11 protein-coding genes and 1 pseudogene are annotated in these 10,873 nt (G+C 61.8%); 5 read left to right on the plus strand and 7 right to left on the minus strand.

The window, feature by feature from the left end; genetic code table 11:
- A partial coding sequence (locus tag GPS82_RS11230; protein WP_296494642.1) for an energy transducer TonB occupies positions 1 to 533 on the plus strand: 533 nt, incomplete at its 5' end.
- Between the two features lie 460 nt (positions 534 to 993).
- On the opposite strand, the gene GPS82_RS11235 is transcribed toward GPS82_RS11230, so the two are convergent.
- Genes GPS82_RS11235 through GPS82_RS11255 form a run of 5 tightly spaced genes read right to left on the minus strand, consistent with a single transcriptional unit; the run spans position 994 to position 4,829 of the window.
- Positions 994 to 2,301, minus strand: coding sequence for a dihydroorotase (locus GPS82_RS11235; RefSeq protein WP_296494645.1), 1,308 nt, complete (start codon positions 2,299 to 2,301; stop codon positions 994 to 996).
- 20 nt (positions 2,302 to 2,321) lie between these two features.
- Positions 2,322 to 3,284, minus strand: a complete 963-nt coding sequence (locus GPS82_RS11240; protein ID WP_296494648.1) for an aspartate carbamoyltransferase catalytic subunit — start codon at positions 3,282 to 3,284, stop codon at positions 2,322 to 2,324.
- 2 nt (positions 3,285 to 3,286) lie between these two features.
- The gene (pyrR, locus tag GPS82_RS11245; protein WP_296494650.1) at positions 3,287 to 3,799 is read right to left on the minus strand and encodes a bifunctional pyr operon transcriptional regulator/uracil phosphoribosyltransferase PyrR; all 513 of its coding nucleotides are present in this window, start codon (positions 3,797 to 3,799) and stop codon (positions 3,287 to 3,289) included.
- Complete coding sequence (gene ruvX / locus GPS82_RS11250) at positions 3,796 to 4,233, minus strand: Holliday junction resolvase RuvX (RefSeq protein ID WP_296494653.1); 438 nt, start codon at positions 4,231 to 4,233, stop codon at positions 3,796 to 3,798. The genes pyrR and ruvX overlap by 4 nt, the downstream gene beginning before the upstream one ends.
- Complete coding sequence (locus GPS82_RS11255) at positions 4,230 to 4,829, minus strand: YqgE/AlgH family protein (protein ID WP_296494655.1); 600 nt, start codon at positions 4,827 to 4,829, stop codon at positions 4,230 to 4,232. Before GPS82_RS11255 ends, ruvX begins: the two co-directional genes overlap by 4 nt.
- Before the next feature lie 15 nt (positions 4,830 to 4,844).
- Here GPS82_RS11255 and GPS82_RS11260 point away from each other — a divergent pair, with 15 nt between their 5' ends.
- Entirely contained in the window at positions 4,845 to 6,338 is a 1,494-nt protein-coding gene (locus tag GPS82_RS11260; protein ID WP_296494658.1) for a deoxyribodipyrimidine photo-lyase, read from the plus strand.
- Here the strand turns inward: GPS82_RS11260 and GPS82_RS11265 are convergent.
- Positions 6,329 to 6,481 carry a rubredoxin gene (locus tag GPS82_RS11265; protein WP_296494667.1) on the minus strand — a complete coding sequence of 51 codons (153 nt, stop codon included), beginning with the start codon at positions 6,479 to 6,481 and terminating at the stop codon, positions 6,329 to 6,331. The genes GPS82_RS11260 and GPS82_RS11265 overlap by 10 nt on opposite strands.
- A gap of 123 nt (positions 6,482 to 6,604) precedes the next feature.
- Between GPS82_RS11265 and hemL the strand changes: the two genes are divergently transcribed.
- Together hemL and GPS82_RS11275 are read left to right on the plus strand one after the other, a co-directional pair.
- Positions 6,605 to 7,915 (plus strand): glutamate-1-semialdehyde 2,1-aminomutase, encoded by a 1,311-nt coding sequence (gene hemL / locus GPS82_RS11270; protein WP_296494660.1) that lies wholly within the window; start codon positions 6,605 to 6,607, stop codon positions 7,913 to 7,915.
- Positions 7,916 to 8,111: 196 nt separating this feature from the next.
- Positions 8,112 to 10,205, plus strand: a complete 2,094-nt coding sequence (locus GPS82_RS11275) for a transglutaminase family protein (protein ID WP_296494663.1) — start codon at positions 8,112 to 8,114, stop codon at positions 10,203 to 10,205.
- Positions 10,206 to 10,230: 25 nt separating this feature from the next.
- On the opposite strand, the pseudogene purH reads toward GPS82_RS11275, so the two are convergent.
- Positions 10,231 to 10,406, minus strand: a pseudogene (purH, locus tag GPS82_RS11280) (bifunctional phosphoribosylaminoimidazolecarboxamide formyltransferase/IMP cyclohydrolase); the annotation flags it as partial.
- 47 nt (positions 10,407 to 10,453) lie between these two features.
- Between purH and GPS82_RS11285 the strand changes: the two are divergent.
- Positions 10,454 to 10,873, plus strand: a 420-nt coding sequence (locus tag GPS82_RS11285; protein WP_296494665.1) for a metal-dependent hydrolase, incomplete at its 3' end; no start/stop codon positions are given.

A 10,873-nucleotide genomic window follows, 5' to 3' on the forward strand; every position in this document is an offset into this window, starting at 1 on the left:
CCTTCGCTGCCAAATACACACTCAAAAACAGCAAGGGCTACCGGCACACCTGGAGTCAGCAGGTTCGCAGCATGATGGGCACCGCTGTCGAGGGTCCAGACCAGGGTCTCGTCCGGTTGCGGGTGGAAATTGCGCCCGATGGGACATTGGCGAAGCTGGAAACGCTATGGACCACATCCACTGTTGCCGAGCAACTGGCTCGCAAGGCCATCGAAAACATGCCGCCTTCACCCCCGACCCCGACAGGCAAGCCATTGATTTTTGAAAAAACCATTTCGTTCTCACCTTTTGCATCTGACGGTCCTCCCATCTACAAGGATGACTGTTTACCTGACCTTCCAGCATTTCGTAACCCGTTTGCTTGGGATGGCAAATCACCTCAAGTTCAGGTCGAGTCGAAGCCAGTTGAGAAACTCGACCCTCAGGCACTGGAAGAATGCCTCAAACAACTGCCGCAGGACACCATCGAAGCAGAAAGCGCACATGACCAGCGACTGCTTGATCAATGGGGATCAAGCAAAACTGGGCGATGAAACACTTCGGGTCAGCTCAGCTTTTATGTGGGTACACCAAGATCGAGAGCGCAGCGAGGGATTTGAAAGTCGAAGTCTAAGGTCGAAGATTTGACCGCCGGGTAGCAGTTACTCAAGAACAACTGCCACTTTACATAACCTCCGGCGCATCAACCGATGCCAGCCCGATCATGCCGTCCAATGTCGGCTAACTGGCGGGCGGATCAACAAATTGAATTTCGGCTAAGGGTCTCAAGCCGACCTCTCCCCACACGATCGCATCAAGATCCAATCAAGGCGGATGGACGGATGGCGGGCACAGGCCAAGAAACGTCGGCCCTTCAGCCGACAGGCGCTGATCGAATCGACGACTCAGATTGATGACAACGTTAAGGCTATAAGACCAGGCGACAAAGCGGCTGGGGTCATATCTCTTATAAAACCACTGATCACAGCCACCTCCGCCAGGATATGCATATCTTCACCCCGCCTGGTAGGCCACCCGCCCGCCAACCAGTGTGCAGCGCACACGCCCGGGCAACTCGTAACCTGAGAACGGCGTGTGTTTGCCCTGACTGACCAGCGTGTCTGCTTGCACCGTCCAACTGGCTTGCGGGTCAAACACGCAGACATCAGCCAGACCGCCCACCTGCAAATGGCCGGTGCGACCCAGGCGGGGGCCCAGCGCCGCGCCCAGCACCTTGGCCGGGCCATCGGTCACCACCGCGATGGCGCGCGCCAGTTCTATGCCGCTGTCCAGATGCCACTTGTAGGCCAGGCTTAGCAGTAGTTCCAGCCCGGTGGCGCCGGGCTCGCTTTCTGCAAACGGCAAGTTTTTGGCGTCTTCATCCACCGGCGTGTGGTCTGACACCAGCGCGTCGATGGTGCCGTCGAGCAGACCGGCGCGCAACGCGTCGCGGTCACGCTGCTGGCGCAAGGGCGGGTTCAGACGCGCGCGGCTGTCGAAAAAGCCCATGTCGGTGTCGGTCAGGTGCAGCGAGTTGATGCTGACATCACACGAGACTTTCAGGCCGTCCAGCTTGGCTTGGCGCACCAGGGCGACACCGGCGGCGCTGCTGATGCGGCACAGGTGCACGCGGGCGCCAGTGCTGCGCATCAGCTCGAAAATGGTGTGCAGGGCAATGGTCTCGGCCATCACCGGCACACCGCTCAGGCCCATGCGGGTCGCCAGCGGGCCGCTGGCTGCCACGCCTTGGCCCAGAAAATAGTCCTGCGGGCGCAGCCACACCGCGTAGCCAAAGGTGCTGGCGTACTGAAACGCGCGCTGCAGCACCTGGGTGTTGGACAGCATCACCTCAGCCTGGCTGAAGGCCACGCATCCGGCGTCGGTCAACATCACCATCTCGGTCAACGTTTCGCCCTTGAGGTTGCGCGTCAGCGCGCCCAGCGGATAGACCCGCGCCTGCTCCAGCTTTTCGGCGCGAAAGCGCAGCATTTCAACCAGACCGGGTTCGTCGAGCGCCGGGTCGGTGTCGGGCTGGCAGACCAGACTGGTCACACCACCGGCCATGGCCGCCGCCATTTCAGACTCAAGCATGCGGGCATGCTCGTTGCCCGGTTCGCGCAGGCGCACGGCCAGGTCCACCAGGCCCGGTAAAACCAGGCAGCCAGCCGCTGGAATCGTGATATCGGCTTGAAAGTCTGCCGGAATGTTTTGAATCGCCAGCACGGCTCCATTGGCCAGGGCGACATCGGCTTGCGCATCGAGGCCACTGGCGGGGTCGATGACCCGGCCGCCCTGAATCAGCACACGTGTTTGCTTGTTCATCTGTTGTTCTCTTGAAGGGTTCAGGCTTCGTTGCCGGCCACGATGCTCATCACCGCCATGCGCACCGCGATGCCAAAGGTCACTTGCGGCAGGATAACGCTCTGGCGGCCATCGACCACCGCCGAGTCAATTTCAACACCGCGGTTGATCGGGCCCGGGTGCATCACGATGGCATCCGGCTTGGCCAGTTGCAGCTTGGTCGGGGTCAGACCAAAGCTCTTGAAAAACTCCTGGCTCGACGGCAGCAGCGCGCCGCTCATACGCTCATTTTGCAGGCGCAGCATGATGACCACGTCGGCTCCCCTGATGCCTTCCTCGAGGGTGTGGCACACGCGCACGCCCATCTGTGCCATGTCGGACGGCACCAGCGTTTTGGGGCCCACCACGCGCACCTCGGCACAACCCAGCGTGGTGAGGGCGTGGATGTCGGAGCGCGCCACGCGCGAGTGCAGCACGTCGCCCACAATGGCCACCGTCAGGTTGGCAAAGTCGCCCTTGTAGTGGCGAATGGTGTACATGTCGAGCAAGCCCTGGGTGGGGTGGGCGTGACGCCCGTCGCCGGCGTTGACCACATGCACATGCGGCGCCACGTGCTGGGCAATCAGGTAGGGCGCACCCGACTCACTGTGGCGCACCACAAAAAGGTCGGCGGCCATGGCGCTCAGGTTGGCAATGGTGTCGAGCAGCGATTCACCCTTGGCGGCCGACGACTTGGCAATGTCGAGGTTGATCACGTCGGCGCTCAGGCGCTTGGCGGCGATTTCAAAGGTGGTGCGGGTGCGGGTGGAGTTTTCAAAAAACAGGTTGAAGACACTTTTGCCGCGCAGCAAGGGCACCTTTTTGACCTCGCGGTTACCCACCGAGACAAAGTTGGCGGCGGTATCCAACACCTGGGACAGGATGCTTTTGGGCAGGCCCTCGGTCGAGAGCAAATGGATCAGCTCGCCGTTTTTATTGAGCTGCGGGTTGCGCTGGTACAGCATGGCTAGATGCCTTTCACGTTAATGTCTTTCACGTTAAAGCTGAAGCGGCCGTTCTCATGGCGTTCCAGCGCCAGCGACTGGGTGGCGGGCAGGCTGACGCGTGCGCTGAACAGGTCGGCCTGGATCGGCAGCTCGCGGCCGCCGCGGTCCACCAGCACCGCCAGCTTGACGCTGGCCGGGCGGCCAAAGTCAAACAGCTCGTTGAGCACCGCGCGCACCGTGCGCCCGGTGAACAGCACGTCGTCGAGCAGCAGCACATGGGCGCCATTGACGTCAAACGGAATTTGCGTCTGCGCGCTGCTGGTCATGCCGCGGCGGGCGAAGTCGTCGCGGTGCATGGCCGACGAGATCACGCCAAACGGCTGCGCCAGGTCGAGGTCCTGCTGCAGACGCTCAACCAGCCAGACGCCGCCGGAGGCGATACCCAGCAGTTGCGTGCCCGGCTGCATCAGGGGGCTCAGGTTGCGTGCCAGGTCGGCATACAGCGCCTCGGCATCGAGTGCCAGTGTGCTCATGGAAGACTCCTTAAAAACTGTTCCAGAATGATGCAGGCCGCCGCCGCATCGGCGTCAACCGCGCCCTGCGAGCGGGCCTCGGTGGTGGTGTAACGCTCATCCACCTCGAACACCGGCAGGTTGAAGCGGCCATGCAACTGGCGCGCAAAGCGGCGCGCCCGCAGCGTGTTTTCGTGCGCAGCGCCGTCCGGGTGAAATGGCACCCCAACCACCAGCGCGTCGGGTTGCCAGGTTTTGAGCTGTTGCGCCACCTTGTCAAACCTTGCCTTGCCCTCGGCGCTGATGGTGCCCTGCGGCTGGGCCGTGCGCAGAATGCGGTTGCCCACGGCAAAACCGGTGCGCTTGAGGCCAAAGTCCAGCGCCATGAAAGTTTGCAAATGGGCAGCCACTGCCGGCCGTGGGTCGACGCTTGAACTGTCTGGCAGTGGGCTCATGCGTGTCCGGCGCCGGGCGCCAGCATCCAGGGCTCCAGGCCCAGCAGCTTGAGCGCCTGGGTGTAACGCTCAGGCACCGGGGTCTCAAAAATCAGCCGGGCGTCGGCCTCGACTGTGAGCCAACTGTTATCGCCCAGTTCAGACTCCAGCTGACCCTCACCCCAGGCCGAATAGCCCAGCGAGATCAGTACTTTGCGCGGCCCGCTGCCGGTGGAGATGGCCTCCAGCACATCGCGCGAGGTGGTCATCTCGAGGCCGCCGGGGATCACCATGGTGCTGGCATAGACCGGGTGCTCAGGCTGGTCGTCATCGGCAAAGGTGGCCTCATGCAGCACAAAGCCGCGCTCGGTTTGCACCGGGCCGCCGTAAAAAACGGGGGCAGTTTGCAGGTCGGGGCGGGTCAACGGCAAGTCCACCTTGTCAAACAGACCCTTGAGGTCAATCTCGCAGGGTTTGTTGATGACCAGCCCCAAGGCGCCCCGGGGGCTGTGCTCGCACAAATAGATGACACTGTGTCCAAACAGCGGATCCTGAAGGCCAGGCATGGCGATCAAAAAATGATTCGTCAGGTTGATGGGGGCAGAATCAGAAGACATGGAACAATTCTAGCGATGAACACGACCCAAAACTTTGAAACCGGCCTGATGTGGTTCAGGCGCGATTTGCGCGTGGTGGATAACGCCGCACTGCATCTGGCGCTGAGCCATTGCGCGCGCGTGCACTGTGTTTTTGTGTTCGATCGGACCATTCTGGACAAACTGCCGCAGACCGACCGGCGCGTCGAATTTATTCGCGAATCACTGGTGGAACTCGACGCAAGCTTGCGCCAGCTCAGCGGCAGGGCGGGTGCCGGCCTGATCGTGCGCCATGCGGTGGTCAGCGACGAACTGCCCCGTTTGGCAGCACAACTCCAGGCGCAGGCGGTCTTTGCCGCACGCGACTACGAGCCGCAAGCGCTGGCGCGCGACGAGGACGTGCGCGACGCGCTGGCGCAAGCGGGCTGCGCATTTTTCACCTGCAAGGACCAGGTCATCTTTGAAGGCCGCGAGATTCTGACCCAGTCCGGCACGCCTTATGGTGTGTTTACGCCTTACAAGAACAACTGGCTGTCACGGGTGGCACCCGAACACCTCGCGCCCCACGACAGCACACCGCTGGCACAGCGACTGGTGGAGCGCCCGCCAGAATGGCAGCAACCCGTGCCAAGCTTGGGCGACATCGGTTTTACAGTCACCAACCTGGCCAGCCTGAAAATTCCCACCGGCGAATCGGGTGGCCAGACCCTGTTCGAAGCCTTTTTTGAGCGCATGGACGACTACCACGCCACGCGCGACTTTCCGGCGGTGAAAGGCCCGAGTTACCTGGGCGTGCACCTGCGCTTTGGCACCGTGTCGATCCGCCAACTGGTGCGAATTGCCTTGCAGCGCCAGGCCGCCGGCAGCGCGGGCGCGGCAGTCTGGCTCAGCGAGCTGGTGTGGCGCGATTTTTACTTTGCCATTCTGGCTAACTTCCCGCATGTCGCCGGTCGTGCGTTCAAGCCTGAATACGATGCCATTCAATGGGAAAGCGGCCCGCGCGCAAACGAACTGTTTGCCGCCTGGTGCGAAGGGCGCACTGGCTACCCGCTGGTTGACGCGGCCATGGCGCAGATCAACCAGACCGGCTACATGCACAACCGATTGCGCATGGTGGCGGGTAGTTTCCTGGTGAAAGATTTGGGGCTGGACTGGCGCTGGGGCGAACGCTACTTTGCCGAAAAGCTCAACGACTTTGACCTGTCGGCCAACAATGGCGGCTGGCAATGGGTGGCGTCCAGCGGTTGCGATGCACAGCCCTACTTTCGCATCTTCAACCCGGTCAGCCAGAGCGAAAAGTTTGACCCGCAGGGCAAATTCATCCGCCGCTACCTGCCGCAACTGGCGAAGCTGTCTGACAAGGCCATCCATGCGCCCTGGCTCGCCAAACCGCTGGAGCTGCAAATGGCGGGTGTGGCGCTAGGCCAAAGCTACCCGCAGCCCGTCGTGGCACATGACGTGGCCCGGACGAAAACACTGGCACGCTACGCCGTGGTCAAGAAGTCAAGCGTGCCCTTGCCTCAAATTTGAACCATCTCAAAATCTTCCTTGCGGGCGCCGCATTCGGGGCAGGTCCAGTTCAGCGGTACATCGCGCCAGGCAGTGCCCGGCGCGATGCCGTGTTCAGGATCACCCGCCTGCTCGTCATAAATCCAGCCACAAATCAGGCACATCCAGGTTGTTGATTGCGTCACTGCGTCCAAAGCCTTCCCATAGAATGTCAATGTCCATGCACTCCAGACTGATTCCAACAATCAACCCTGGTGCGGATCCTTCAATTTTGCCTTAAGAAACCCATGACACCCACCTCCGATCACAATGCCACCCTGTTTGCCCGCGCCGCCAAGGTGATCCCCGGCGGCGTCAATTCCCCTGTGCGCGCATTTCGCGCCGTGGGTGGCACGCCGCGCTTCATCAGCCGCGCCCAGGGAGCTTACATGTGGGACGCCAACGGCCAGCGTTACACCGACTACATTGGGTCCTGGGGTCCGATGATTCTGGGTCACGGCCACCCGGCGGTGGTGGAAGCAGTGCAAAAAGCGCTGCTGGAAGGCTTCTCGTTCGGCGCCCCGACCGAGCGTGAGGTGGAACTGGCCGAGGCTATTTTGAAGTTGATGCCGAGCATGGACATGGTGCGCTTGGTGAGTTCGGGCACCGAGGCCGCCATGAGCACCATCCGCCTGGCGCGCGGTGCTACAGGCAGACGCAAATTCATCAAGTTCGAGGGCTGCTACCACGGCCACGCCGATGCGCTGCTGGTCAAGGCAGGCTCGGGCTTGGCCACCTTTGGCAACCCCACGAGCGCGGGCGTGCCGCCCGAAGTGGTGCAGCACACCATCGTGCTCGAATTCAACAACATCGATCAACTCGAAGCCGCTTTTGCCGAGCAGGGCCGGGAAATAGCCTGCCTGATGATGGAGCCGATCTGCGGCAACATGAATTTTGTGCGCGCCAGCGTTCCGTTCATGAAGCGCTGCCGGGAACTGTGTACCGAGTACGGCGCGCTGCTGGTGTTGGACGAGGTGATGACCGGCTTTCGCGTCGCGTTGGGCGGCGCACAAAGCGTCTACGCCAAGGAAATTCCCGGCTTCGAGCCCGACATGACGGTGATGGGCAAGGTGATTGGCGGCGGCATGCCGCTGGCCGCCTTTGGCGCCAAGCGCGCGGTGATGGAACACCTGGCGCCGTTGGGCTCGGTCTACCAGGCCGGCACCCTGTCAGGCAACCCGGTGGCCACGGCCTGTGGCCTGGCAACCCTGGCCGAGATCAGCAAACCCGGCTTTTACGAAGACCTGGCCCGCAAGACCCATTCCCTGATCAGCGGCCTCAAGCAAGCTGCTGCGGCCGAGGGTGTGCCGTTTTGTGGCGACTCCGAGGGCGGCATGATGGGCTTTTTTCTGCTTGACACCCTGCCCCACACTTACAGCCAGGTGATGAAATCAGACGGTGCCAGGTTCAACCGGTTGTTCCACGGCCTGCTCGATCGCGGTGTCTACATTGCGCCGGCGCTGTACGAGGCCGGTTTTGTCAGCGCCGCACACACCGAAGAGGACATAGCACACACGGTGGCGGCGGCGCGTGAGGTTTTCAAGTTGCTCTCCGCATAACAGCATCCGGTGTCTCGCGCGCCGGGCATTTGCTTCTTGCGAACGGTGGGTCAGATTCAAGCAAAACCGATTGCTTGGGTGCTTGAAATGCCTCGCCAGTGTTGTCCGCCAACAGAGTGGCGCGTTATTTGCTTGGTGAACTGACATTCATTGCCGGACTTTTGGTGAAGCCCGGCATTTTTCGAGCAAAACAAAAATGCAGACAAGCGACGCATTCGAATTGGCAGTGCAGCGGCATGACGCGCGTATTGCTGCGTTGGGCACCCCCATTTGGGTTGGGTCTGAGCCCACGTTTACCGACCGGCAAGCGTTGGACCCAGCCTGGCTCTACACCGCTTTGGGAGCCGACAAACAGCAGCGAGCCCAACAACTGCTGTGCAGCCTGAGCCAGCTGATGCCCAATGGAATGCTGCTGCGCAGCGTGGGGCGGCTCTATCCGGGTGAGAAAGCACCCCGATGGAACTTTGGGCTGCTGCGTCGGCGTGATGGCCAGCCGCTGTGGCAGGGGCCGCCTGACCCGATGCAGACAGAGCCCCAGCCGGCCGTGACGCCGCTTGTCCTGCCTGAATTCGCCGCCGCCCTGACAACTGCTTTCGTTGATCAGAGCTGGCCAGCGCAATGCCACGAAACCCCCAACGAAGATGGCACACCAACCTGGACAGTAAGCGTTGAGGCGGCCGATGGGGCAGCGCAGCCGTTGTGCTTTTTGCTGCAAGCCCAGATGTTTGAGCACCGGTCAGACGCCGACCCGGCTCCCTGTGCCACTCTTGCGCTGCCGGTGATCACCCGCGTTGACCAATTTCTGCTGGTCTTGGCATGCATTGAGCGCGCCGCGCTGGGTTGTGGTCTGCCAGCGCTGGTGTTTGCTGGTGCCAACCCGCCTGTGGACGCAAGCATTGAGTTGACCACCATCACACCAGACCCGGCCGTCATTGAGATCAACACGGCGCCCAGCACAAATTGCGCCGAGTTCCTTTGGCGCAGCCAGCAGGTTTATGCCGCGGCGGCAGCGCAACAGCTTTTCCCCTACCGCTTGTATTTCAATGGCCAGGTGGCTGATTCAGGCGGCGCCGGTCAGGTGACCTTTGGCGGACCCACACCCCAAGCAAGTCCATTCATTCAGAACCCCTGGCTGCTGCCGGGATTGGTACGATTTTTGAACCGGCACCCGGCGTTGAGCTACCTGTTTTCCCATGATTTTGTCGGTGGCAGCGGCCAGTCGGTTCGCCCGGATGAGCGCGGCGCCGATGCCTTTGACGATCTGGTGCTGGCGCTGGCACTGCTGGAGCGCGAATCAGACCTTTCACCCGAACTGCTCTGGAAGAGCCTGGCCTCTTTTTTGTGTGACGCGGTTGGCAACAGCCATCGCGCCGAGATCAACATCGAAAAGCTTTGGAATCCTTATCTGCCGGTACGCGGACAACTGGGCTTGGTGGAGCTTCGCTCGCTGCGCATGCAGCACACACCGCAACGCGCCACGGCCATCGCCTGCCTGTTTCGCGCGCTGATTGCCATGCTCACAAAGCGCCCCTACCGCTTGCCGCTGATCGACTGGGGACGCGAGTTGCACGACCGGTTTGCGCTGCCTTTTTATCTGCAGGAAGACCTGGATGCGGTGTTTGCCGAACTGGAAGAAGCTGAACTCGGCCTGGGGAGGCCGCTTCAAGAGGTGTTGCGACAAAACGAATTTCGGTTTTTTGGCAAGGTGGATTTGCCCTGTGGCTCGCTTGAGCTGTGGCGGGGTCTTGAGTTCTGGCCGCTGGTGGGGGACGCCGCCAGCCCCGAGCAGACAGGCAATTCACGCCAGGTCGATGCCAGCACAACGCGCATCGAAGTTCGCTGGCGACCGCCATCTGCGGCAGAGGCTGATGCAAGCGTTATGGACAACTGGATGCAATGGCAGTTGGCTGTGGATGGCGTTTGCCTGCCGCTGCGCCATGAACGCGACAGCCGGAGTGCGCTCAAGGTGTTTGGCATTCGCTACGCCAGTTTTGTGCCAAGCTCGGGCTTGCACCCAACGCTCACCGCGCAAACACCATTGACCTTAGTCTTGCGCCATGCCGACCAGTCGACCGGGTACACCATCGCACTGCACGAGTGGCAGCCAGATGGCCAGGCCTATCCGGGCCTGCCCGCCGATTTGACCGATGCACGGGAACGCAGGGCCACCCGGATCGCCGTGGCGGCTGAAGACCCAGCGCCCATGTCGCCTGAGCAGGCTTCAAGCAACGAAACACACCTCCCATGCCCAGGACTGAGCGACTACAGCCTGGACCGGCGCTACCGCTGAAAACGCTGACCGGGTGGCGCAGGGTAAGGACGACGGCAAGCCCGTCGCGGAACGGGCAGAAGGCATCACTGGCCACGGCCGTGCCCTTCAGGCTTAAACCGGCATGTTCGGCCTTGATGCTGGCAATACGCGCCGAGTCCAGGCGAACATCAAATCATGCAATTGCTCAGGTGTGGATTGCAGCTTGGTCACGACCTTCATTGCCCCTACCCCAGCGCTGACCGAGCACCGGCTGGCAGAATCACGCGATGGATTCCTTGTCACAGATTGCGCTGGGTGCGGCCGTCGGTGTCGCCATCATGGGCCGGCGCACCGCCGTATGGAAGGCCGCTGCCTGGGGTGCGGTGGCCGGCACGCTGCCAGACCTCGATGTCATCATCGACCATGGCGACCCGATCCGCAACATGGTGCTGCATCGCGCCGAGACCCACGCGCCGTTCTGGCTGACGCTGTTCTCGTTGCCGTTCGCGGCGCTGGTCGCCAGGCTCAATGGCGAGTGGTCCCTGTGGCGGCGCTGGTGGCTGGCCATGTGGCTGGTGCTCGTCACGCATCCGCTGCTCGACGCGATGACGATATACGGGACCCAGCTCGCGCTGCCGTTCTCGAACCGTCCGTATGGCGTGGGCAGCATCTTCATCATCGACCCGCTGTACACCTTGCCGCTGCTG

Origin of the sequence: Rhodoferax sp. (assembly GCF_011391645.1) — a bacterium.
Taxonomy (GTDB): domain Bacteria; phylum Pseudomonadota; class Gammaproteobacteria; order Burkholderiales; family Burkholderiaceae_C; genus Rhodoferax.

What these genes read in the sequence shown, in the direction of transcription:
- GPS82_RS11240 (WP_296494648.1), bottom strand. Translation starts at nt 3,284, where the DNA reads ATGCTGTACCAGCGCAACCCGCAGCTCAATAAAAACGGCGAGCTGATC.
- GPS82_RS11265 (WP_296494667.1), bottom strand. Translation starts at nt 6,481, where the DNA reads ATGTGCCTGATTTGTGGCTGGATTTATGACGAGCAGGCGGGTGATCCT.
- GPS82_RS11255 (WP_296494655.1), bottom strand. Translation starts at nt 4,829, where the DNA reads ATGTCTTCTGATTCTGCCCCCATCAACCTGACGAATCATTTTTTGATC.
- hemL (WP_296494660.1), top strand. Translation starts at nt 6,605, where the DNA reads ATGACACCCACCTCCGATCACAATGCCACCCTGTTTGCCCGCGCCGCC.
- pyrR (WP_296494650.1), bottom strand. Translation starts at nt 3,799, where the DNA reads ATGAGCACACTGGCACTCGATGCCGAGGCGCTGTATGCCGACCTGGCA.
- GPS82_RS11275 (WP_296494663.1), top strand. Translation starts at nt 8,112, where the DNA reads ATGCAGACAAGCGACGCATTCGAATTGGCAGTGCAGCGGCATGACGCG.
- GPS82_RS11235 (WP_296494645.1), bottom strand. Translation starts at nt 2,301, where the DNA reads ATGAACAAGCAAACACGTGTGCTGATTCAGGGCGGCCGGGTCATCGAC.
- GPS82_RS11260 (WP_296494658.1), top strand. Translation starts at nt 4,845, where the DNA reads ATGAACACGACCCAAAACTTTGAAACCGGCCTGATGTGGTTCAGGCGC.
- ruvX (WP_296494653.1), bottom strand. Translation starts at nt 4,233, where the DNA reads ATGAGCCCACTGCCAGACAGTTCAAGCGTCGACCCACGGCCGGCAGTG.